Source organism: Streptomyces coeruleofuscus, from assembly GCF_039532725.1.
Classification (GTDB): domain Bacteria; phylum Actinomycetota; class Actinomycetes; order Streptomycetales; family Streptomycetaceae; genus Streptomyces; species Streptomyces coeruleofuscus.
In genome coordinates this window covers 30977-53289 of the sequence record NZ_BAAASE010000021.1, presented here as the reverse complement: position 1 = coordinate 53289, position 22313 = coordinate 30977, and the positions used below count along the sequence as shown (strand labels likewise).

Genomic DNA, 22313 nt, shown 5'->3' with positions numbered 1-22313 from the left:
CACAAGGTGTCCCTGGACAAGGTCATCAAGACCATGAAGGACACCGGCGCCGACATGTCGGTCAAGTACAAGGAAACCGCACGGGGCGGACTCGCCGTCAACATCATCGAGTGCTGAGCGAGGCCCGCGCGGCGGGCGGCAGCCACCGCGGTCGTGGCGGAAGCCGCTGTCGCCGCCCCTGCCGGTGAGGCGCGTCAGCTCGTCGAAGGCGGGGCGCAGGCCGGGGGACCTGCGGTCACCGGGCCGCCTCGCGGACCTCCGCGACGGCCGCGGGCAGGTCGGCCGGGTCCTCGGTGACGACGACCGCCACGACGGTGTCCGTGCCGGGCCAGTCCTCGGCGAGGACGACCCGCGGGCGCGCGAGCGCGGCCACGGCCACGTCGCCCGCCGGGCGCCCGTCCTCGGGCAGCAGCACCATGGCCGCGCCGCGGCTGGGCTCGGGGGTCTCGCCGGGCAGCTCTCCGCCGGTGAGCAGGGCGAGCAGCGCCTCGTACGGCCGGACGGCCCCCTGGTGCGCGTACGGGATGAGGTGGGAGTTGATCAGGTCGCCGCCGAGCCGTCCGCCGACCTCCAGGACGACGGGGCCCGCGGAGCCGAGCCGCAGGTCGACGTGGAACCCCCCGGTCCCGAGACCGACGGCGAGCACGGCCTGCTCGGCGGCCCGCATCAGGTCCTTGACCTGCGTGTCCGTCAGGGCGGAGGGGACAGTCGTGGCCCACGACGGGGACAGGGGCCCGTCGACGCTCTTGTCGGTGACGCCCAGGATCCGCACCGTGCCGTCGGAGACGACACCCGAGACGGAGTGCTCGGAGCCGTCGACGTACTCCTCGACGAGGAAGTCGCCGGTCCCCGAGTAGTTGGCGGCCGTGAGCGCGAACACCTCGTCCAGGCCGGTGTCCTGGGTGATCAGCGCCATGCCGCGGCCGCCGGAGCAGTGGGCGGGCTTGAACACCAGGGGACGGCCCGTGGTGCCGAGCTCCGACACGGCGGCCCGCAGGTCGTCGAGCGTCCGGCCCGCCCGCCAGGGCGGGTTGAGCCCGTACGGCTCCATGGACCGGCGCTGGGCGGCCTTGTCGGTGGTGACGGCCGCGGCGTCGGTACCGATCCCGCGCACCCCGAACCGCTCGGCGAGCAGCGCGGTGAGGCCGACGTACTTGTCGCCCCAGCAGACGACAGCGGCGGGGGCCCGGTCCGGGGAGGCCTGAGCGGCCTGCTCCGCGAGCGAGGAGCCGCGGTCGAAGGAGCCGGTCCGGTGGCCGGGCAGCCCGGTGTGGGAGACGTCGGCGTCGGACGCGACGTGGACGGTCAGTCCCCGTGCGGCGGCGGCCTCGAGTTCGGCGCGCCATTCCAGGGGGGAGCGCCGCAGGCCGAGGTAGAGCACGGTGCCGCTCCCGGCCTCGCCGCCGTCGTCCGCTGCCGTCGGGGTCACCGCGGGGGTGTGTGCTGTCGTCATCTGGTCGGACACCGTTCTCGTTCGCCGTCGTGGGTTGCGCCCCCGTTGGAGGCCTTCGTGCCGCTGTCCGCCTAGTCTGGGCCCTTCGAGCACCAGGGGGTGGGGCGCAGTGACGAGGCGGGCGGACAGCGTCGAGGTCGTGGCGGCGGTGCGGCGGGTTTTCCGCGACGGGCTGCTGAGCGGGAAGTCCGCGTTCGCGCGGGAGGTGCCGGCCTGGAGCGAGGCCACGGCCGCCGATCTGCGCGCGCGGTTCGTGGACCGGCCGGACGAGTCCTCGGACACCTTCCTGGTCAAGCTGCGGCGGCAGCTCGACGGCGCGCCCGAGGCGACGGTCGTGCTGGCGGCCGAGCTGCTGTTCGTGAACATGGCACCGCTGGTGCCCGAGCAGATCGGGCTGGCCAAGAAGCGCCAGATCCTCGGCGAGGTGCTGTCCTGGACCGGTCGCCCGGTGGCCGTTCCGGAGGATCTGGAACCTGGCCTGAAGGGCTTCATCAACGGCGGCCAGGGCTTCCTGAACTACCGCTGGGCGCAGTTCCAGATCCTGGTCCTGCTGGTGGAGCGGCTCGCCGGGACGACCGGTGCGGAGCGGGAGGCGGTGCTGACGGATCCCCTGGGGTTCAAGGCCTTGTGCCTGGGCATCCAGGAGTCGGTCGGGCACAAGAAGGGGCGGGCGCAGATCCACGTCCTGCTGTTCCTGCTCTTCCCCGACTTCTACCAGCCGATCGCCAGCGCCTACCACAAGCAGGAGATCGTCAAGGCCTTCGCGGACGAACTCCCCGAGCCCACCGGCGACGACGACCGCGACCTGCTGGAACTGTGCCGGACGCTGGAGGAACAGACCGGGCAAGCAGTCGACTTCTACGACGAGCCGTGGGTGGGCAGGTGGCGCAGGGGCGCCGTCGAGCACGAGCAGCGCGGCTGGCTGGTGCGCGGATACAACGTGGACGGGCGCAACTTCATCCCCGACTGGCTGCGGCGCGGCTACTGCTCGATGTCCTGGCGGGAGATCCCGGAGATCCCCGCCGGCGCCGCCAAGCAGGACGTGCAGCGGGCCGTCGCCGAGGCGATGCAGGAGGCCAGTGCCCAGTTGCGCGGGCAGGCCGCGTACCAGCTGCACGCCTTCCTCACCCTCATGCAGCCGGGCGACCTGGTCGTCACCGTCACTCCGGACGAGGTGCACGTCGGCACCGTCCAGGGCCCGGCCGCGTACGACGCCTCGGACGGTCCGGACAACGCCCGGCGCCGGCCGGTGCGCTGGGCCACCGCCGAGCGGCCGCTCGTCCGCGCGGAGCTGCCCGAGCGCGTGCAGGCCCGGCTGCCGCTGCCGCCGACGGTCTACGACATCAGCAGCGTCGCTGCCGAACTCGCCGAGCGGGCGGGGCTGGAGGACGTGGTCGCCGAGGAGCTCGTCGACGTCGACGTCACCAAGGCGCTGGAACTGCCGCCGGTCACCGAGGAGCTGGCCGCGCGGCTGCTGATGCCGCTTCAGTGGCTGCGGGAGACGGCCGAACAGCTCCAGGAGCAGGGCCAGCTCGTCTTCCACGGTCCGCCCGGCACCGGGAAGACCTACCTCGCCCGCGCCCTCGCCCGGCATCTCGCCGGGCCCGACCGGGTGGAGCTGGTGCAGTTCCACCCCTCGTACACCTACGAGGACTTCTTCGAGGGGTTCCGTCCCGTCCGGGGCGAGGGCGGCTCGGTGGTGTTCGACGTCGTGCCCGGGCCGTTCCGGCTGCTCGCCGAGCGCGCCGCGAAGGACCCGGCCAATCCGTACGTGCTGATCGTCGACGAGATCAACCGGGCCAATCTGGCGAAGGTCTTCGGCGAGCTGTACTTCCTGCTGGAGTACCGCGAGGAGCCCGTCACCACCCAGTACAGCCCGCACGCCCCGTTCACCCTGCCGGACAACCTGTTCCTCATCGGCACGATGAACACCGCCGACCGCTCGATCGCCCTCGTCGACGCGGCGATGCGCCGGCGCTTCGCCTTCCGCCGCCTCTCCCCCGAGAAGCCGCCGGTCCAGGGCCTGCTGGACCGCTGGCTGCGTGAGCGCGGGCTGCCGGACACCGCGGCCCGGCTGCTGGACGCGCTCAACGCCCGGCTCGGCGACGCCGACCGGGCGATCGGGCCGTCGTACCTGATGAAGCCCGCCGCGGCCCGGCCGGAGGGACTCGACCTCGTCTGGCGCACCCAGATCCTGCCCCTGCTGGAGGACCAGTTCTACGGCACCGGTGTCGACGTGGAGGAGGAGTACGGCCTGCCCGCCCTGCGGGCGGCGCTCGGGCAGGACCCGGAGGAGGCGTGACCGCCCCCCGCCCCACCGGTCCCGGCCCGACCGGCCTCGACCTCACCGTGCGGGAGACCGGCCCCGGCACCGTGCGGGAGCTGACCGGCGACCAGCTCGCCGGGCTGCTCTCCGTGCCGGACCTGGTCCGGCTCACCCCGGCGGCGGGCGGACGCTGGCGGGTGAGGGGCAACCAGAAGGTCGGCCTGGTGCGGCTGCGCACACCGTCCGGCGGGGCCGTCCAGCTGCGCCTGCGTCCCAAACTCCCGGTCCGTGACCTGCTGTTCCTGCTCTCCTACTCCCCCGGCGACCCCTGGCGGCCCGAGCCGGTCACCGCCGCCGAGTCGGACGACCTGCTGCCCGCCGTCGCCGACCTGCTCGCCCGCACCGCCCGCCGCACGCTCGACGCGGGAGTGCTGCACGGCTACCGCACGGTCGAGGAGGACCTGCCCCTGATCCGCGGCCGGATCCGCACGGCGGACCAGCTGCGCCGCGTCGGCCTGCCGCTGCCGGTCGCCGTGCGCTACGACGACCACACCCCGGACATCGCCGAGAACCGCGTCCTGCTCACGGCCCTGCACCTGGCCGCCCGGCTCCCCGGAGTCCCCCGGCGCACGGCCATGACCCTGCGCCACCTGGCCGGCCACCTCACGGGCGTCCGCCCCCTCCACCCCGGCGCGCCCCTGCCCCGCTGGACGCCGAACCGCCTCAACTCCCGCTACACGCGGGTCCTGCGGCTGGCCGAACTGGTGCTGTCCGCCCGCTCCGTCCAGCCGTCCGGCGGGACACCCACCGCGGCGGACGGCTTCCTGCTCGACATGCCGGACGTCTTCGAACGGTTCCTCACCGTGGCGCTCGGCGACGTCCTCGCCCGCCAGGGGATCCGGTGCGCCGGCCAGGAGGGACACCACCGCCTGGACGAGGCCCGCAGGGTGCGTCTGCGTCCGGACATCGTGCTGTACCGGGCGGGCCGCCCCGTCTCCGTCGTCGACGCGAAGTACGTCTTCCTCGACAGGCCCGCCCCCTCCACCGACCACCTCGGCCAGCTGCTCGGCTACTGCACCGCGCTCGGCCTGCCGCACGGCCACCTCGTCTACGCCGCCACCTCCCAGGACGGCCCGGCCGACCACGTCATCCGCCGCTCCGGCATCACGGTCACGGCCCACGCCCTGGACCTCGCCCGCCCGCCCGCCGAACTGCTGGCGTCCGTCGGCGAGTTGGCCGACCGGATCACCGCCACGGCGGCCGGCCTTCACCCCGCGTCCGACTTAAGTTGACATTTCCACGTCGGTCCACAGCAGGCCGTGCCATGGTGGGTATGCATCAACTCCCCTCCCCCACCAGCACTTCAGGGAGCCCCCATGCTGCGCGGCATCGACGTGAGCGCCTACCAGTCCTCCTCCTACGACACCGACGGCCTCTCCTTCGTCTTCATCAAGGCGACCGAGGGGCGTTCCTACGTCAACCCCAGACTCGCCGCCCAGACGAAGCGGGGCCGCGACGCCGGGCTGGTCGTCGGCTTCTACCACTTCCTGTGGCCCGGCAACCTCACCGCCCAGGCCGAGTACTTCGTCTCCAAGGCCCCGGACCGGCCGGGCGACATCCTCGCCGTCGACTGGGAGACGACCAGCGACGGGACGCACGCGAGCAACGCGGAGAAGGACCTGTTCATCCGGAAACTGAAGGACCTCCGGCCGAACAACCAGGTGGTGCTCTACTGCAACCGGAACTTCTGGCTCAACCACGACACGACGTCCTACGCGGGCGACGCCCTGTGGATCGCCGACTACGTCAGCGCGGGCAAGCCCCGCATCAAGGCCAGGTGGCGCTTCCACCAGTACACCGACGACCCGCTGGACAAGAACGTGGCCGACTTCGAGAGCAGGGCGGCGCTGCGGAGGTGGGCCGAGGACGCCTGAGTGCCCAGGGGCTCAGCCGCTGAACTCCGGCTTGCGTTCCGGTGACGCCTCCGCCAGGGCCTTCGTGACCGCGTCGACGCCACCGCGCAGGCCGTAGACGGGAGTGTCGGGCTGCTGGCGCCAGGAGTCGTCGATGCCGCCCGCGTCGACGGAGTCGAAGCCGAGTTCGTCGATCAGGTCCCGCACCTTGCGCTTGGCCGCCTCGTCGTCGCCGGCCACCGGGAGGGCGATGCGGCCGGGGTCGCCGGCCGGGAGCGGGCGGTCCAGGATGTCCTGGGCGTACGTGCCGTTGAAGGCCTTGATCACGGGGTGGCCGATCCGGCGTTCCGTCCAGCGGCTCTCGGTGAGGCCCTCGTCCTCGATCGCGGCGATCCTGCCGTCCCGCTGCCGGGGGTAGTAGTTGCCGGTGTCGATCACCGCGACGCCGTCCGCCGCCTCGTCGAACAGGCCGGACGGCAGGTCCGGGACCGCCTTCAGCGGGATGGTGACGACGACGATCTCGGCGCCCCGCGGTGCCTCCTCGACCGTCACGGGCGTCGCGCCGGTCTCCTCCGCCAGGGCCGTGAGCGTGTGCGGGCCCCGGGAGTTGGCGACGAACACGTCGTGACCGAGGGCGGTGAGCCGCCGGGTCAGATTGCCGCCGATGTTGCCCGCTCCGATGATGCCGATCTTCATGTCCTCGCCTCGCCCTTCCAGGGGGTCAGGAGTTCCTGGCCAGCTTGTGATCAGGGTCAACCCGCGGGGCAGAGGAGCTATTCCGGCTTCCGTGGAGGCGCGAACGGGTCCTCGGAGCTGCCGGACCACACCACGCACGCCCTGCTGCTGCGCGAGGGGCGTCCGCTCGCGGGCGGCCCGGTGGCCGGGGTGCTGACCGCCGACCGGCTCGGCAAGTGCTTCGACCTGCCGCTGGCGCTGGAACGGCACGACGGCCGGTGGAGCGTACGCACGGTACGGCGGGCATGACGAGGGGCCCGGTCCGTCCGCGGACGGACCGGGCCCCGCTCCTCGCAGCGCCGGAGCGCCGGCGTCACTTGTTCAGGTAGCCCCAGAACTCGTCGAAGCTCAGCTTCTTGTCGCCGTCGAGGTCGCGGGTCTTGATGACGACCTCGGCGACCGACTCGGTGACGTTCCAGTCGCCGGACCGGGCCAGGGCGGACTTGAACTCGGCAGCGGTGATGAAGCCGTCACCATCCGTGTCGATCTGTTCGAACTGCTTGCGTGCTTCCTCGATGTCCGCCACCGATCCGCCCCTACTCTCGTGTTCCGCGTCTTGCTGACGCAGGTCAGATTAGCTGTCCGTATGCGCCTCCAGTGCGGCGACCACCCACGCGAACTCCTCGCGGTACGCCGCCTCGGGCCCGGTTCCCTTCACGACGGCCAGCAACTCGCGGTAGCGGGCGACCCGGTTGGTGGCGTGCGAGCGCAGCCGTTCCAGCACGGTGGCGGGGTCGGCCTCGCCCAGCAGCTCGCGCAGCACCTGAGCGGCCTCCGGGGAGCCGGGGGCGATGCCGCGCTCGCGGGCCCGGGCTCCCAGTTGTACGAGCCGCCGGGAGAACCACAGGGACGCCCCGGCGGGGGTGTCATGACCGTGGTCCGCCGCGTTGAACTCGGCGGCCTTGCGCATCTCGGCCCTGAAGTCCGGGTCCTGGAGCATCTCGGCCAGCTCCAGCCAGGCGTCCACCTGTTCGGGTGTCGGTTCCTCGGGCAGGTCGGCGGCGGTGTTCCGCATGCGTTCACGGATCACCGGGTCCGCCGTGTCCAGCCCGTGGAACACCTCGTCCACGAACTCCTCCATGATGCGCCGCCGCTCGGCTGCCGACAGCCGGGCCAGTCTGTTCATGAGTGTCGTCTCCTCCGCGCCGGAACCACGTTTCGCCACTGTCGACAGCACCGCACGGGTCACCTTGAGCGACCGGATCCGCGCGTCCAGCGCGACCACGTGCGCGGCCGCGACCTGCGCGACCGTCGTCTCACCGGCCAGCACCCGGCGGACGTCCGCCAGCCCGAGGCCGAGTTCGCGCAGGGTCCGGATCAGCTCCAGACGCGCCACGGACGCGGCGTCGTACAGCCGGTAACCGCCCGCGGACCGGGCCACCGGGGGCAGTGCGCCCTCGTCGGACCAGTACCGGATGGTGCGCACGGTCAGTCCGGTGACCCGGGCCAGTTCGCCGATGGTGAGCAGTCCGGTGCCGTCGTCGATCATGTCTGGGAGTCTGGGCCTTCCAGTGGGTGGAGACTCAAGGAGGTTCGGTGGCGGAGACTCTGCGGGACATTCTCGACGCGGCGGAGCGGGGCGTCTTCCCGCCCGCGGACGGCGGGACGACGATCGTGAACCAGCCCTCAGCCCGGGACGCCGGGGTCATCGCCTTCACCGCTCACTCGGTCGTCTTCACGGACGAGGATCCCGACTGGGTGCGCCGGACGCTGGCCGGGACCGACTGCGACCGGCTCGCGGCCACGATGAACGTCCGCTTCCTGGCGGCGCTGATGGACCGGACGGGCCGTGCGTCCGACACGGTCGACGTGCTGCTGACCGGTGCGGCGCTGCCCGGGGAGCCTCCGCTCGCGCTGACGGAGATCGACGATCCCGGCCATCCGCGGGTGGCGTCCGCACGCCGGCGGCGTGACGACGTGCGGGTGTGGGCGGCGGACGGCGGCGTGCTCGTGCTGGGCCGTGGCGTGGCCGGGCGGTGGGAGGTCGCGGTCGAGGTGGACGAGGGGGCACGGCACCGGGGGCTGGGGCGGCGGCTGGCGGCGGCGGCACGGCAGCTGGCCGGAGGCGCGCCGGTGTGGGCCCAGGTGTCGGCGGGGAACGCCCGCAGTCTGCGGGCGTTCCAGGCGGCCGGCTACCGGCCCGTGGGCTCGGAGGTGCTGCTCAGTGCCAGGGCTCGTAGTGCGGGTTGCTCTCGCACTCGCTCATGATCTCGGTCCTGGTCTGCTTGTCGACCGGGCAGACGCCGATGACGTACTCGCGGGCGATGCCGCCGGGGAAGGCGACCTCCTGCTGGTCGGCCCACTTGTGGGTGTCGCCGATGGTCTTGTTGACGTCGACTCCGCCGGGGGCGTCGACGTAGTAGTTGAAGGCGGACTTCCACTTCTTGAACAGGTCGTGGTCGTACGTGGTGGACACATACGGGGACGGCTGGTTGACCAGGACGTACTTCTCCAGGTCGTACTGGCCGTTGACGACGTCCCGGGGGCGGAAGCCCTCCTCGAAGACCACGGACGGGCCTCGGCCGTCGGCGCGGTAGAGGGTGCCGCAGCTGGTCCGCCAGGACGGGTCGGGGGTGATGCGGTCGACCTGGACCCGGCGGTCGGCGGCGGCCTTGACCTTGTCGTCGAACTGGACGGGGCAGGCGGCCGGTCCGGGGGCGGCGGGCTTGGCTGCCGCCGTCACGGAAGCCGCGGAGGCCGTGGGGGCCTGGCCGGGCGTGGCGGCCGTGGTGGTGAGGACGGCCGCGAGGGAGAGGGCGGCGGCAGCGGTGCGCCGCCGCAGGCTGGTGGTGATCACGAGGAGAACGATCGCGGGTCCGCGGTGCCGGGCCGGGGACCGTCACCCGATCAGGGGCGTGTCAACTGCCCCTCGGTGGACGGCGAATGGCGCTCACCGGAAGATGCCCGTGTGGCCGAGCGAGTAGCGGCCGGGCTGCGGGTAGACGGCGAGGCCGTGCGGGCCGCTGCCGACGGGGATGCGGGCGAGCTGGGTGCCGGTGCGGGTGTCGATGGCGTACACCTCGGCGTCGTAACGGCCGGACAGCCACAGCACCTTGCCGTCGGCGGAGACACCGCCCATGTCGGGGCTGCCGCCGTCGGGCAGCTGCCACTTCTTGGTCAGCTTGCCCTGTGTGAAGTCGAAGACGGAGATCGTGCCCTCGCCGCGGTTGGACACGTACATCTCGCGGGAGTCGCGGCTGACGTACAGGCCGTGGCAGCCCTTGCCGGTGGGCATCAGGGTGGGCTCGGTGAACTTGTCTCCGTCCAGGACCCACATGCCGTGGGCCATCATGTCGGCGATGTAGAACTTCTTGCCGTCGGGCGAGACCTTCACGTCCTGCGGCATGGCGCCCTCGAACGGCAGCCGCTGCTGTCCGACGACCTTCATCTTCTCGGTGTCGACCTTGAGCAGTTCGCCGCTGAACTCGCAGGAGACGATGAAGTAGCGGCCGTCGAGGGAGAAGTCGGCGTGGTTGACGCCGTAGCAGGAGACCGGGACCGTCTTCTTGGGCTCCATGGTGTGCGGGTCGCGGAAGACCAGTTCGCGGTCGAGGGACGCCATGACGACGGCGTACTTGCCGTGCGGCGTGAAGTAGAGGTTGTACGGGTCGTGGACCTCGACCTCCTTGCCCGCCTTGCCGGTCTTCGGGTCGATGGGGGTGAGGGTGTGGCCGCGGTTGTTGTTGACCCAGAGCGTCTTCAGGTCCCAGGAGGGGACGACGTGCTGGGGCTGCCGGCCGACGGGGATCGTCTCGATGATCTCGTACGTCTTCGGGTCGATGACGGAGACGGTGTCGGACTCGGTGTTGGGGACGTAGACCCGGGACGGGAAGTCCTTGACCACGGGTGACAGTTTGTTCGGGCGGTCGGCCGCGTACACGTCCTCGGGGTCCAGGACGGGCGGCATCCCGGGCAGCCCCTGAACGGGCTTCTTCTCGCGCGGCGCGGGCACGGCGGCCTTGGTGCCGCGTGCCTCGGAGGTGCGTTCCCCGCCCTGCGTGCCGCAGGCGGCGAGGCAGGCGAGGGCGGCGCCCACGGCGAGGGCGCTCTTGACAAGGTGGCGGTGCATTGCACCATTTAAGGTCCGCTTCGCGGGGAAACCGGTGATTCGCCCGATCGGCGGCCAGGCGAGCTGTCGCAGGTCACGCCCCTCGTCGGGCACGGTCGCCGGAGGCGGACTCAGCGGTCGGTGACCCGCATCTCGAACCACGTGGTCTTCCCGCGGGGCAGCAGATCGACCCCCCAGCGGTCGGCCAGCTTGTCGACGAGGAACAGGCCCCGGCCGCTGATGTCCATCGGCTGGACCGGCATCAGACAGGGCAGCCCCCGGGACGGATCACGGACCTCGACGCGGATCCAGCCGCGGCGCCGGTGCAGGCGCAGCCCGAAGACACGGGCGCCGGTATGGCGTACGGCGTTGCCCACCAGCTCGGAGACGAGTAAGACCGCGTCCTCGGTGGTCTTGGGGGTGAGACCCCAGTGGCGCAGGACGACGACCTGGGTCAGCCGTCTGGCGGTGGCCGCGGACTCGGGGCGGGACGGCAGCGGCACCTCCGCCTCCGTCGGGTTGCCGTACAACTCCAGCGCCTTCAGCGCGTGTTCGTCCTCGACGGTCGGCGACCAGCGCGCCGCGGCCGCATGTGCGTGTCCCCGCGGCTGTTCCATACCCTCCAGCCCCGCCATGCCCCCATCATGGCCGCCCGGAGCGCCCTTGGGGGCCGTTCCCGGGGAATACGCCCCCGGGGACGGGAGGCGGACCGGCGAGCCGACGGCATGTGCCAGCGGCACTTCGGAATCGCCCGCGGCCCGTCCGACCTGCGATGACGGCCCGATTCGGGGCAACCGGCGGCCACCCTCGACCGGACACGCTCAAAGGTGCCTCAAGCTGCCGCAAACCGCCCCATCGAGGGACCCGGATCAGACACCGCGTCAATGGCAAGCCCTGGGAGGGGTACTTCAGAGGAACTTGGCCTTGCCCGGCCCCTCCTCCACGAAGCTGCGCATGCCGCGCTCGCGGTCCTCGGTGGCGAACAGGCCCGCGAACCAGTTCCGCTCGATCGCCAGGCCCGTGTCGAGGTCCGTCTCCAGGCCCGTGTCGATCGACTCCTTGGCGGCGCGCAGGGCGAGGGCCGGGCCCTGTGCCAGCTTCGCCGCCCAGGCGTGCGCCTGCGCGTACACCTCGTCGGCGGGCACGACCCGGTCCACCAGCCCGATCTCCTTCGCCTCGTCGGCCTTCACCATCCGGCCGGTGAAGATCAGGTCCTTGGCCTTGGAGGGGCCGACCAGGCGGGTCAGGCGCTGGGTGCCGCCCGCGCCGGGGATCAGGCCGAGCAGGATCTCCGGCTGGCCGAGCTTGGCGTTCTCGCCGGCGATGCGGAAGTCCGCGCACAGCGCGAGTTCGCAGCCGCCGCCGAGCGCGTAGCCGGTCACGGCCGCGACGACCGGCTTGGGGATCCGGGCCACCGCCGTGAACGAGTCCTGGAGGGCGCGGGCGCGCAGGACCATCGCGGTGTGGTCCATCGCCTGCATCTCCTTGATGTCCGCGCCGGCCGCGAACACCTTCTCGCCGCCGTAGATCACCACGGCCCGCACGTCCTCGCGGCGCCCGGCCTCCTCGGCGAGATCCTTCAGCCGGTCCTGTGTGGCGATGTCCAGCGCGTTCATGGGCGGGCGGTCGAGACGGAGCGTGCCGACGCCTTCAGCGACTTCGAGAGAGACGGTCATGGGCAGCAGGTTAACGTCCACTAACGACGAAGGCCCCGGTGCGGTCCGTCACACCGGGGCCCTCTTGTCAGCAGCGAAGAGTTACTTCTTCCACTTCTCCCACGACATGTTCCAGCCGTTGAGCCCGTTGTCCGGGTCGACGATGCGGTCCTCGGAGTTCTTGACGATCACCACGTCGCCGACCATCGAGTGGTTGAAGAACCACGCGGCCGGCACCTTCTTGTCCCAGCCGCCGCGCACGTCGCGCAGGCCGATGCAGCCGTGGCTGGCGTTGTAGTTGCCGAAGGCGCCGCCCGCCCAGTAGTTGCCGTGCAGGAAGGTGCCGGAGGTGGTGAGACGCACGGCGTGCGGGACGTCCTTGATGTCGTACTCGCCGCCGTAGCCGACCGTGTCGCCGTTCATCCGGGTCACCGTGAGCATCTCGCTGATGACCATCTGGCCGTTCCAGGTCTCCATGCCGGGCTTGCCGGTGGTGACCGGGATGGTCTTGAAGACCTTGCCGTCGCGCATGACCTTCATGGTGAGCTTCTTGGCGTCGACGACGGAGACCTGGTTGCGGCCGATGGTGAACTCGACCTTCTTGTCCTGCTCGCCGTACACGCCCGGGCGGCCCTCGACGCCGTCGAGGCCGAGGTCGACGGTCACCTTGGTGCCGGGCTTCCAGTACTTCTCGGGGCGGAAGTCGAGACGGTCGTTGCCGAACCAGTGGCCCTCGACGTCCACGGCCGGTTCCGTCTTGATGCGGATGGCCTTCTCGACGTCGTCGGGGTTGGTGATGCCCCGGCTGAAGCGGATGGAGAACGGCATGCCCACGCCGACCTTGGAGCCGTCCTCGGGGGTGAAGGTGCCGATGAAGGTGTTCTTCGGCGTCAGGGTCGTGAAGCCCGCGTCCTCCGCGGCCGTGCGGCCCTCGGAGTCCTTGGCGACCGCGTGGACCGTGTACTTGGTGGCGGCGGCCAGGTGGGTGGACGGCGTCCAGGTGGCGCCGTCCCCGGATATCTCGCCGTCGACCTTCTTGCCCTTGGCGTCCTTGACCTCGACCTCGGTCAGCTTGCCCTTGGCGGCGGTGACCTTCAGCGCCCCGCTGGTGTCGACGGACTTGGCGCCGTCCTCGGGGGTGATGCCGACGACGGCCTCGGACTGCTTGCTCTGCGCGGCGTCCGCGCCCTTGCCCTTGCCGGCGCCCGCACCGGAACCGGAGCCGGTCCCCCCGCCGCCGCACGCCGTGACGGCGAGCAGCAGCACGCCCAGTATCAGCGCGAGCAGTCCGTGCCTGCCGCCAACCGACGCCCCCGATATCGGTCGCCCGTTCAAGTTGTTCTCCCCTCCCCGGGCCTGGTCAGGCCCGCACCCCTGCGCGTGTCCCCCGCGCACCGGCGAATAGTAACCACAGGTCGGACGGCACCGGCGGCCCCCGATTGTCACTGTTCGGTCCCAACGGAACGCCGGCCAACCCACCCCCCTGTCCTGCTACTTCACCGCACTGCCCGCCTTCCATGCATTCCAGCCCATATTCCATCCTCCAAGCCCGTTGTCGGGAGCGACCTTTTTGTCATTGCTGTGGACGACCTCGACGACATCGCCGATGAGGCTGCGGTCGAAGAACCAGCCGGCCGGGGTGTCCGAGCCGCCGCCCTTCACATCGCGCAGTCCGACGCAGCCGTGGCTGACGTTGGCACGCCCGAAGACGGAGTGGTGCGCCCAGTAGTTGCCGTGCAGGAAGGTGCCGGAGTCGGTCAGGCGCATGGCGTGCGGGACATCCGGGATGTCGTACTCGCCCTTGCCGTTGCGCTTCTTGAAGCCGACCGTGGCGCCGTTCATCCGGGTGACGTCGAGCATCTCGGTCACCACCATCTTGCCGTTGTACGTGGTGGTCTTCGGGGCGCCGGCCGTGACCGGCACGGTGGCGAGCACGTCGCCGTCGCGCCGCACCTCCATGGTGTGCCGGGCGGCGTCGACCACGGAGACCTGGCTGCGGCCGACGGTGAAGGAGAACGTCTTGTGCTGGAGGCCGTAGACCCCGGGCGCCCCCTCGACGTCCCGCAGGCTCAGGGCGACGGTGACCTGGGTGCCGGGTTTCCAGTAGTGCTCGGGGCGGAAGTCGAGGCGGGTCCGGCCGAACCAGTGCGGGCGGATCTCGACGGCCGGGCGGGCGGTGACCTTCACCGCGCGTTCGACGGCGGCGCGGTGGGCGATCTTCCGGTTGAACTCCAGTGAGACGATCATGCCGGTGCCGACCGTGGCCCGGTTCTCCGGGCTGACGTAGCCGATGAAGCGTTCCTCCGGGACGTACGTGGTGAAGGTGGTGTGCCGGGCGGAGCGGCGTCCGTCGCCGTCCACGGCCACCGCGTCGATCGTGTACCTGGCGGCCAGCGCGAGCCGCTCGTCGTCGGGTTCCCAGGTCAGTCCGCCGTCGGAGAGGTGCCCGGGCACCGGGGACTCCTGCGCGTCCTGCGACCGGACGACCTTCACCGACTCCAGCCTGCCGTCGGGCACGTGCACCCGCAGCTTCCTCCCGGGGCGCACACCCCTGCTGCCGTCGTCGGGCGAGACCCGGATGACGTCGTCGGGCGCCGGGGGCGCGCCGAACGCCCCGGCGATCCCGCCCGCGTCGTCCGAGGTACAGCCGGTGGCCCCGGTCAGGAGCCCTGCCCATGTCACTACGGCGGCCAGCGCGGCCCTCGCGCGCCGCGCGCGCCCTTGTACGTGCCTCACGAGGTGCCCAACGACCGGCCGCGGCCCCGGGAAACGACCATGCCCGCCCCCGGGGAAACGTGAGTGCGACCCACCCTCTGGGCAGAACAGTGGGGAGGACGACGCGCAGGGGAGCCGCGACCCGGGCCGGAGCACAGGACCGCACCCCTCTGTCCCCCGTCGTTCCACGAGCCGCGGGAGGCTGACAGGTGTCCAGCGCAGCCGAGCAGGAGGCGGTGGCCGGCCATCAGGCCACCGGGAACGGGCGCCAGGCCGACGCCGTGAACGGCGCACGGCGGGCCGCGCCGCCGCCCACGGTGGCCGCCCGGCCGGGCGCGCCGACGCCGCTCGGCGCCCGGTTCCGGGTCGGCCCGGACGGCGTGGCCGGGACCAACTTCGCCCTGTGGGCGGGCGGGGCCGAAGGGGTCGAGCTGTGCCTCTTCGACGAGGCGGGCAACCAGTCGCGGGTCCGGCTCGCCGAGCTGACCCACGAGATCTGGCACGGCTTCGTCCCGGGCGTGCTGCCCGGGCAACGCTACGGCTACCGGGTGCACGGCCGCTGGGACCCGTGGACCGGCGCCCGCTGGAACCCGGCGAAGCTGCTCCTCGACCCGTACGCGCGGGCGGTCGACGCGGGTCCGGGAAACGACTACGGCATCCTGCCCCCGGAGGTGTACGGGCACGTCCGCGACTGGCCGCAGCAGCACGTCGCCGACACCGTGCGCGACGACCGCGACTCGGCGCCGTACGTCCCCAAGGGCGTGGTCGTCCACGATGGCGGAACCGACGACGAATGGACGTACGACCGCCGCCCGAAGACGCCGTGGGCGGACTCGGTCATCTACGAGCTGCACGTCAAGGGCTTCACCAAGCTGCACCCGGGCATCCCCGAGGAGCTGCGCGGCACCTACGCCGGCCTCGCGCACCCGGCGGCGATCGAGCACCTGGTGAAGCTGGGCGTGACGGCGGTGGAGCTGCTGCCGGTGCACCAGTTCGCGCACGAGGACCATCTGCTGCGCAGAGGCCTGCGGAACTACTGGGGCTACAACTCGATCGGCTACTTCGCCCCGCACGCGGCCTACGCGGCCTCCGGGACGACGGGCCAGCAGGTCGGCGAGTTCAAGCGCATGGTGCGCGCCCTGCACGCCGCCGGGATCGAGGTCATCCTCGACGTGGTCTACAACCACACGGCGGAGGCGGGCGAGCTGGGGCCGACGCTGTCGCTGAAGGGCATCGACAACCGCGGCTACTACCGCCTCCAGGACGACCCCCGCCGCTACGCCGACTACACCGGCTGCGGCAACACCCTCCACGTGGTCCAGCCGCATGTGCTGCGGCTCATCACGGACTCCCTGCGGTACTGGGTGACGGAGATGGGCGTGGACGGCTTCCGCTTCGACCTGGCGGCGGCGCTGGCCCGCTCCATGCACGACGTCGACATGCTCTCCCCCTTCCTGGCGGTGATCGCCCAGGACCCGGTGCTGCGCCGGGTGAAGCTGATCGCCGAGCCGTGGGACGTGGGGTCGGGCGGCTACCAGGTGGGGGCGTTCCCGCCGCTGTGGACGGAGTGGAACGACCGGTACCGCAACGCCGTACGGGACTTCTGGCGGCACGCGCTCCCCGACGTCCGGGAGATGGGCTACCGCCTGTCCGGCTCCAGCGACCTGTACGCCTGGGGCGGGCGCAGGCCGTACGCGTCCGTCAACTTCATCACCGCGCACGACGGTTTCACCCTGCGCGACCTGGTGAGTTACGGGCGCAAGCACAACGAGGCCAACGGCGAGGGCAACCGCGACGGCACGGACGACAACCGGTCCTGGAACTGCGGCGCCGAGGGCGAGACGGACGACGAGGGCGTCACCGCGCTCAGGCGGCGGCAGCTCAGGAACCTGCTGACCACGCTGCTGCTGTCCACGGGTGTGCCGATGCTGCTCGCGGGCGACGAACTGGGCCGTACGCAGGGCGGCAACAACAACGCGTACTGCCAGGACAACGAGATCGGCTGGGTGGACTGGGGCCTGCTCCAGGACCCGGGCTGGAAGGCGCTGTCCGAGCTGACCTCGCGGCTGATCGAGCTGCGCCACCGGCACCCGGTGCTCCGGCGCCGGGCGTTCTTCTCGGGCCGGGCCCAGACCGCGGACGGCCTGCGCGACCTGGCCTGGTTCACGTCCAGGGGCACGGAGATGACGGAGCAGGACTGGTACGCGCCCGCCGCCACCCTGGGCATGTACCTCTCCGGCCGGGACATCCCGGGCCGGGACGAGCGCGGCGACCAGATCCTCGACGACAGCTTCCTGGCCGTCCTGCACGCGGGCGAGGGGCCGGTGAGCTTCGTGCTGCCGGGGCCGCCCTGGGCGGAGCGGTACGAGGTCGTCGTCGACACGAGCCTGGAGGAGCAGGGGGAGGCGCCGGGGGTGGAGCACGGGGCGGGGACGGAGATCACGATGCCGGCGCGGGCGGTGCTGCTGCTGCGGGTCGCGGGGTGAGGCATCGTTTCGCCGGACCCCGGCGACAGCGGCCCGCCGACCTGACGGCCGGCGGGCCGGTCCGAACCCTGGCCGGGTTCTACGCCTGCGACGCGGGTGCGAGCGGGGTCGCGGCGGGAGCCGGCGACGCGGGAGTGCCGCGCCCGTGCTGGGAGTACGACAGGACGCCCGTGAGGACGATCCTGAGGACCTCGCGCAGTTCGATGTGGAGCGGTACGCGCCCGCCCGGGTTCTGCGACCAGCGGTAGAGCAGGCCCAGGTACGAATCACGGAGGATGTTGCCGACCCGCATCGGATCGATGTCGAAGGCGACCTCCCCGCGCTGGCGCCCGGCTTCGATGATGTTCGCGAAGACCTGGCCCGCGTAGGGCTCTTCGAGGAGTGGCTGGCCGGCCTTCACCCAGGCCTGGAGCATGGCGGCGGTGATCTCCCGCTCGGACTCGTTGAACTCCGCCAGTGCCGCCATGCACCTCTCCAGGTGCACCGTCACATCGTCGTTCCGGGACTTCATCGACTCTTCCATGCACAGCTCCAGCCGCCGCTTCCGGGCCTCGGCCCAGGCGGTGACCAGGTCTTCCTTGCGCTGGAAGTAGTTGAAGAAGGTGCCCCGGGCCACGTCGGCGTGCTCGGCGATCTGGTCGATCGTGGTGCGGTCGTAACCCTGCTCCGCGAAGAGGGTCAGGGCAGAGGTGTAGATGCGGTCCCGAACCCGCTGCTTGCTGCGCTCTCTGCGCCCGAGGGGGCGGGCAGGTTCAGAGGCCATGTGCTTCCTCGCCTTCTCACGTCGTTGTGCGGGCTCCCCCGGCCATGAAAAAATTATACCACGGTACATCTATGAGTCATGGTCTTCGTTTTCCTGAGGTGACGTCAGGGCCGGGACGCCACGGAAGCGGCGATCACGCCTATGGGTTCGCGGCCCAGCAGCCGTGTGGCGGATATGTCGACACCCGCCGTGCGGTGCAGACGCACCCTGAGCTCGGTCGCCAGCAGGGAATCGAGTCCCAGGGTCCGCAGCGGTCTGCGCGGGTCGAGCCGGGTCGCCGAGAGGCCGAGCACGGTGGCGGCCTGCTTGAGCACGTCGTCGGGGGTGGGGACGCGTCCGGGGATCGTGGCCGCGGGAGCCGGCACCGGGCCTTCCGCGTCGAGCGTCGCGGGAACCGGCACCGGGCCTTCCGCGTCGAGCGTCGCGGGAACCGGTACCGGGCCTTCCGCGTCGAGCGTCGCGTGGGCGGGGCCCACCGCTCGGCGTCGCAGCCGTATGTCACGGAATTCCGCGATCACTTGGCCGTCCTCGGCCGTCAGCCACACGTCACAGCGTGCGTCGTCCGTACCGTCCGAGGGCGTGAAGCGGGTGACGCACCAGTGGTCCCGGCCGACTCCCGCCGCGTCCCGGACCAGGACGCGGCCGAAGGACACCGGCACGTAGCCGTCCGGTCTCCCCGCTGCACCCGTGGTGAGCGGCCACACGGCGAGCATCGTCAGGAGGCCGGCTTCGAGCCCGGCCGCCGTCCCCGCGCCGGGCGAGCGGCGCATGCGAGCCACCGATTCCCCTTCGGAGCACCACAGTTGCGCCACGGTGCGCAGCGCCGCGTCGATGGTGTAGCCGCGGCCCTGGGCACGGCGGTAGAACTCCGCCGCCGGCACGTACGCGGTGCACCGGGTCAGGCCGGCGTCCAGCAGCTCCCGGCCGTACGGCTCGGCGGTCACGCTGCGGCCGGAGGTGTCCTCGCCCGCGTCGGCGGCCGGGCCGGCCGTGCGGAACCTGCCGGTCATGCACAGCTCACCGTCCCGAGTGCCGTCCGCGGTGCGCAGCGCGGTGACCGTGAAGACAAAACAGCCCTGTTCCGCGGTGGGCGTCAGGCACACGCGCACGGCGGCATCGCGCGCGTGTGCCAGCTCCCAGGGCCGGGGCCCGAACTCGACGTCCTCCAGCACCCCTTCAGCGCGTTGCCCGATGCCGTCCGCCGCGCGCAGGACGGCCTCGACGTAGAGCACCGGCGGTACGACCGCCGCGCCGTCCCGGGTGCGGACGCTCTGCCCCAGGTCGTCCAGGCCCAGCTCGCGCAGTCCGACCTCCCGTACGTGCTCGGCCGGAGCGGCGGGCGCCGGAGCGGGGGCCGGCTCCTTCCTGAACTGCTCCTGGTCCCAGGCGTACGTCGGCAGCGGGACGCGGGGCGCGGTCCCCTGGAAGTAGCGGTTCCAGTCGATGCGCGCGCCGTGGGAGAAGAGCTGCCCGAGCGCCCGGGTGATGTTCTCGCCGTCGTCCTGGTGGCGCTTGAGGGTGGCCACGGCGGCCGGTGCGGCGCCCTGTTCGTCGAGGACCGCCGTGACGGACTGGACGAGCAGCGGATGCGGGCTGACCTCCAGGAACACCGTCTCCTCCTTGGCGGCTGTCCGCACGGCGTCCACGAAGCGCACCCGCTCGCGGAGGTTGTCCACCCAGTAGGCGGCGTCCAGTTCGGGTCCGTCGACCGGCTCGCAGCGGGTGGTGGAGAGCATCGCGGTCCGGGCGGGCAGCGGCGTGAGGTGGGCGAGGGCGCCGGCCAGGTCGTCCCGCAGCTCCGCCATGTACGGGGAGTGGGACGCCACGTTGACCTTGACGTACCGGCAGGACACCCCTTCGGCTTCGAGACGTTCGGCGATGAGGCGCAGAGCGCGCGCGTCCCCGGCGAGGACGGTGCTGCCGGGGGCGTTCTCCGCCGCGACGCACACCGCGTCGCCGTAGGGCGCCGCAGCGGCCGCCGCGGCCGGCGCGTCGAGTTCGACGGCGAGCATCGCGCCGCGCCCCGCCTGGCTCTGCATCAGCGAGCTGCGCCGGCAGATGACGGAGGCGGCGTCCTTCAGCGACAGCGCCCCGCAGACCTGGGCGGTGGCCACCTCGCCCATGCTGTGCCCGACGCACAGGTCGGGTTCGACTCCCTTGGCGCGCAGGAGCGCGGCGAGTGACACCTGCATGGCCCACAGCAGGGGCTGCACCACCGCGACGTCGTCGGGGAGTTCGCGCGGCGGTGCGTCCTCGCCGTCGCCGGTCAGCAGGCCGATGACCGACCACCCCAGCTCCTCCCGGACGGCCGCGTCGCATTCCGTCAGGGTCCGGCGGAACACCGCTTCCGAGGCCAGCAGGCGGCGGCCCATACCGAGCCATTGCGAGCCCTGCCCGGGAAAGACGAACGCGGTCCGGCGGTCGCCCGTGAACCCGGCGTCGGCCGTCCCTCCGTCCGGGGTCTCCTCCCCCTCGGCCAGGGCGCGCAGTGCGGCGGCGAGTTCGTCGTGGGTGCGGCCGACGGCCCACAGGCGGTACGGGTGGGCGTCACGTCGCGTGGCGGCGGTGTGACAGATGTCGCGCAGGGTGAACGCACGCCCCTCGTCGCCGTCCACGAAGTCGGCGTAGCGCGCGGCGAGCCGGCTCAGGGCGGCCGGGGTGCGGGCACTGAGCAGCAGCAGTTGCGGCTCTTCGGGAGCGTTGGAAGAGCCGTGCGAGGGCTGTTCCGTGCGCGGCTCGGGCACGTACTCGCCGACGATCACGTGGGCGTTGGTGCCGGAGAGGCCGAACGAACTGACACCCATGAGTGCGGCCCGGCCGCCGGGCACGAGCGGGGTGTTGCGCGTGACGCAGGCGAGGGTGGCGGTGTCCCCGGCCAGGACGGGGTGCGGCGTGCGCAGGTGCAGGGACGCGGGGATGGTGCGGTGCCGGGCGATGAGCACCGTCTTGATCAGGCCCGCGATCCCGGCGGCGGCTTCGGCGTGGCCGATGTTCGTCTTGACGGAACCGATGGGCAGCGGACGGGTCCGGGACCGTCCTTCGCCGCCCACGGCCTCTGCCAGTGCGCGCAGTTCGACGTCGTCCCCGACGGGGGTGCCGGTGCCGTGTGCCTCCACGTAGTCGAGCTGGTCCGGGGTGATGCCGGCGCTGCGGCAGGCGGAGCGGATCATCTCGGTCTGTCCGGACACGGCGGGCTGAAGCAGTGTTCCGCTGCCCTGTCCGTCGTTGGTGACGGCGCTTCCCCGCAGTACGGCGAGGACCTGGTCGCCGTCGCGCAGGGCGTCGGGCAGCCGCTTGAGTAACACGGCCCCCACTCCCTCGCTGCGCACGAAGCCGTCACCGGAGGCGTCGGCGAACTTGCAGCGTCCGTCGGGGGCGAGCATGCCGCCCTGGGAGTAGGTGATGGCGTCGGACGGCGAGAGCACGGCGTTGACTCCCGCGGCGACGGCCAGGTCGCTCTCCCCGGTCAGCAGACTCTGCCGGGCCAGGTGCACGGCCACCAGGGAGGAGGAGCACGCGGTGTCGACCATCAGGCTGGGTCCCCGCAGGTCGAGGGCGAAGGAGAGGCGCCCGGCGGTCATCGTCCGCAGCCGGCCGCCCGCCATCCCGTGCACGTCCTGATGCCCGTCGGACTCCGCCAGGTCTCCGTACTCGGCGGTCGCCTGACCCACGAAGACACCGGTGCGGCTGCCCGCCAGCGAGGACGGGAGGATGTGCGCTTCCTCCAGCGCTTCCCAGACGACCTGGAGGAGGACCCGCTGCTGAGGATCCATGGCCAGCGCCTCGCGCGGGGCGATTCCGAAGAAGGCGGCGTCGAAGCCGTACAGGTCGTCGATGAACCCGCCGTGCCGCGAGACGGTCGTGCCCGGCTCGCCAGGCCGCGCCGAGTGGTACCGCAGCACGTCGAACCGCTCCTCCGGCACGGGTGTGACGGCGTCGGTGTTGTGCTCGAGCAGGTGCCAGAACGCCCGCACCCCGCGCGCCCCCGGAAATCTGCATCCCATCCCGACGATCGCGATGTCAGGCATGCCGCCTTGCTGCACGAAGCCCCCCTGGGTTGTGGCGTGAGGTCCAAAAGTAAACCAGAGACCAAGTTTGACTTCCAGTTGACTCGATGAACGGCAGAAGAAGAGTGCGTCACAGGCGAATTTCTCCCAGCTTCGCAAGGTGGGCGACCTGCTGTTTCCTTGTATAGGGCGGTAGGTCCGCGAACGACACCGGTAAAAAGATGGGCTACAGTCCATTGATAAACCGCTACACAGGTTGCCTGAGCGAGGAG

Annotated in this window: 18 protein-coding genes; 6 read left to right on the top strand and 12 right to left on the bottom strand. The window is 71.7% G+C overall.

Annotated features, from left to right (window positions below):
• The coding region (locus ABFX81_RS41950) for an L-serine ammonia-lyase, iron-sulfur-dependent, subunit alpha (RefSeq protein WP_346139133.1) at nt 1-117 on the top strand (117 nt) is incomplete at its 5' end.
• A gap of 118 nt (nt 118-235) precedes the next feature.
• On the opposite strand, the gene ABFX81_RS41945 is transcribed toward ABFX81_RS41950, so the two are convergent.
• A complete protein-coding gene (locus tag ABFX81_RS41945; protein ID WP_346139695.1) occupies nt 236-1453 on the bottom strand; it encodes an ATP-grasp domain-containing protein in 1218 nt (405 codons plus the stop codon).
• Nucleotides 1454-1562: 109 nt separating this feature from the next.
• On the opposite strand from ABFX81_RS41945, the gene ABFX81_RS41940 reads away from it, so the two are divergent.
• The 3 genes from ABFX81_RS41940 to ABFX81_RS41930 all read left to right on the top strand — a co-directional run bounded on the left by ABFX81_RS41940 (nt 1563) and on the right by ABFX81_RS41930 (nt 5653).
• On the top strand, nt 1563-3755 hold the full coding sequence (locus ABFX81_RS41940) for an AAA family ATPase (RefSeq protein ID WP_086849008.1): 2193 nt from the start codon (nt 1563-1565) through the stop codon (nt 3753-3755).
• On the top strand, nt 3752-5011 hold the full coding sequence (locus tag ABFX81_RS41935; protein WP_346139694.1) for an McrC family protein: 1260 nt from the start codon (nt 3752-3754) through the stop codon (nt 5009-5011). Before ABFX81_RS41940 ends, ABFX81_RS41935 begins: the two co-directional genes overlap by 4 nt.
• A gap of 84 nt (nt 5012-5095) precedes the next feature.
• Nucleotides 5096-5653, top strand: coding sequence for a glycoside hydrolase family 25 protein (locus ABFX81_RS41930; RefSeq protein ID WP_346139693.1), 558 nt, complete (start codon nt 5096-5098; stop codon nt 5651-5653).
• 12 nt (nt 5654-5665) lie between these two features.
• Here ABFX81_RS41930 and ABFX81_RS41925 read toward each other — a convergent pair whose 3' ends face one another.
• From ABFX81_RS41925 to ABFX81_RS41910, 3 genes are all read right to left on the bottom strand, one after another.
• The gene (locus ABFX81_RS41925) at nt 5666-6328 is read right to left on the bottom strand and encodes an NADPH-dependent F420 reductase (RefSeq protein WP_346139692.1); all 663 of its coding nucleotides are present in this window, start codon (nt 6326-6328) and stop codon (nt 5666-5668) included.
• 352 nt (nt 6329-6680) lie between these two features.
• Nucleotides 6681-6893 carry an EF-hand domain-containing protein gene (locus ABFX81_RS41915; protein WP_059422708.1) on the bottom strand — a complete coding sequence of 71 codons (213 nt, stop codon included), beginning with the start codon at nt 6891-6893 and terminating at the stop codon, nt 6681-6683.
• A 48-nt stretch (nt 6894-6941) separates the two neighbouring features.
• Nucleotides 6942-7856, bottom strand: coding sequence for a MerR family transcriptional regulator (locus tag ABFX81_RS41910; RefSeq protein WP_086852985.1), 915 nt, complete (start codon nt 7854-7856; stop codon nt 6942-6944).
• Nucleotides 7857-7903: 47 nt separating this feature from the next.
• Between ABFX81_RS41910 and ABFX81_RS41905 the strand changes: the two genes are divergently transcribed.
• Entirely contained in the window at nt 7904-8575 is a 672-nt protein-coding gene (locus ABFX81_RS41905; RefSeq protein WP_086852988.1) for a GNAT family N-acetyltransferase, read from the top strand.
• Here the strand turns inward: ABFX81_RS41905 and ABFX81_RS41900 are convergent.
• The 6 genes from ABFX81_RS41900 to ABFX81_RS41875 all read right to left on the bottom strand — a co-directional run bounded on the left by ABFX81_RS41900 (nt 8529) and on the right by ABFX81_RS41875 (nt 14806).
• Nucleotides 8529-9164 (bottom strand): ADP-ribosyltransferase, encoded by a 636-nt coding sequence (locus tag ABFX81_RS41900; protein WP_086852990.1) that lies wholly within the window; start codon nt 9162-9164, stop codon nt 8529-8531. The genes ABFX81_RS41905 and ABFX81_RS41900 overlap by 47 nt on opposite strands.
• Nucleotides 9165-9257: 93 nt before the next feature.
• A complete protein-coding gene (locus ABFX81_RS41895) occupies nt 9258-10436 on the bottom strand; it encodes a YVTN family beta-propeller repeat protein (RefSeq protein ID WP_086852992.1) in 1179 nt (392 codons plus the stop codon).
• Between the two features lie 110 nt (nt 10437-10546).
• On the bottom strand, nt 10547-11155 hold the full coding sequence (locus ABFX81_RS41890; RefSeq protein ID WP_346139691.1) for an ATP-binding protein: 609 nt from the start codon (nt 11153-11155) through the stop codon (nt 10547-10549).
• A 168-nt stretch (nt 11156-11323) separates the two neighbouring features.
• Nucleotides 11324-12091 carry an enoyl-CoA hydratase-related protein gene (locus tag ABFX81_RS41885; protein ID WP_086852996.1) on the bottom strand — a complete coding sequence of 256 codons (768 nt, stop codon included), beginning with the start codon at nt 12089-12091 and terminating at the stop codon, nt 11324-11326.
• Between the two features lie 81 nt (nt 12092-12172).
• Nucleotides 12173-13405 carry a L,D-transpeptidase gene (locus tag ABFX81_RS41880; protein WP_346139690.1) on the bottom strand — a complete coding sequence of 411 codons (1233 nt, stop codon included), beginning with the start codon at nt 13403-13405 and terminating at the stop codon, nt 12173-12175.
• A gap of 156 nt (nt 13406-13561) precedes the next feature.
• On the bottom strand, nt 13562-14806 hold the full coding sequence (locus tag ABFX81_RS41875) for an Ig-like domain-containing protein (protein ID WP_086852998.1): 1245 nt from the start codon (nt 14804-14806) through the stop codon (nt 13562-13564).
• A gap of 188 nt (nt 14807-14994) precedes the next feature.
• Between ABFX81_RS41875 and glgX the strand changes: the two genes are divergently transcribed.
• Nucleotides 14995-17271 carry a glycogen debranching protein GlgX gene (gene glgX / locus ABFX81_RS41870; RefSeq protein WP_346139689.1) on the top strand — a complete coding sequence of 759 codons (2277 nt, stop codon included), beginning with the start codon at nt 14995-14997 and terminating at the stop codon, nt 17269-17271.
• Between the two features lie 79 nt (nt 17272-17350).
• On the opposite strand, the gene ABFX81_RS41865 is transcribed toward glgX, so the two are convergent.
• Together ABFX81_RS41865 and ABFX81_RS41860 are read right to left on the bottom strand one after the other, a co-directional pair.
• A complete protein-coding gene (locus tag ABFX81_RS41865; RefSeq protein ID WP_086849537.1) occupies nt 17351-18034 on the bottom strand; it encodes a TetR/AcrR family transcriptional regulator in 684 nt (227 codons plus the stop codon).
• Between the two features lie 104 nt (nt 18035-18138).
• Nucleotides 18139-22062: a type I polyketide synthase gene (locus ABFX81_RS41860; RefSeq protein WP_346139688.1), complete on the bottom strand. Its 3924-nt coding sequence runs from the start codon at nt 22060-22062 to the stop codon at nt 18139-18141.
• Nucleotides 22063-22313 lie beyond the last annotated feature (251 nt).

Excerpts from the sequence above, each read along its gene's own strand:
- ABFX81_RS41945 (WP_346139695.1), bottom strand. The coding sequence starts at position 1,453 with ATGACGACAGCACACACCCCCGCGGTGACCCCGACGGCAGCGGACGAC.
- ABFX81_RS41930 (WP_346139693.1), top strand. The coding sequence starts at position 5,096 with ATGCTGCGCGGCATCGACGTGAGCGCCTACCAGTCCTCCTCCTACGAC.
- ABFX81_RS41925 (WP_346139692.1), bottom strand. The coding sequence starts at position 6,328 with ATGAAGATCGGCATCATCGGAGCGGGCAACATCGGCGGCAATCTGACC.
- ABFX81_RS41910 (WP_086852985.1), bottom strand. The coding sequence starts at position 7,856 with ATGATCGACGACGGCACCGGACTGCTCACCATCGGCGAACTGGCCCGG.
- ABFX81_RS41895 (WP_086852992.1), bottom strand. The coding sequence starts at position 10,436 with ATGCACCGCCACCTTGTCAAGAGCGCCCTCGCCGTGGGCGCCGCCCTC.
- ABFX81_RS41885 (WP_086852996.1), bottom strand. The coding sequence starts at position 12,091 with ATGACCGTCTCTCTCGAAGTCGCTGAAGGCGTCGGCACGCTCCGTCTC.
- ABFX81_RS41865 (WP_086849537.1), bottom strand. The coding sequence starts at position 18,034 with ATGGCCTCTGAACCTGCCCGCCCCCTCGGGCGCAGAGAGCGCAGCAAG.
- ABFX81_RS41860 (WP_346139688.1), bottom strand. The coding sequence starts at position 22,062 with ATGCCTGACATCGCGATCGTCGGGATGGGATGCAGATTTCCGGGGGCG.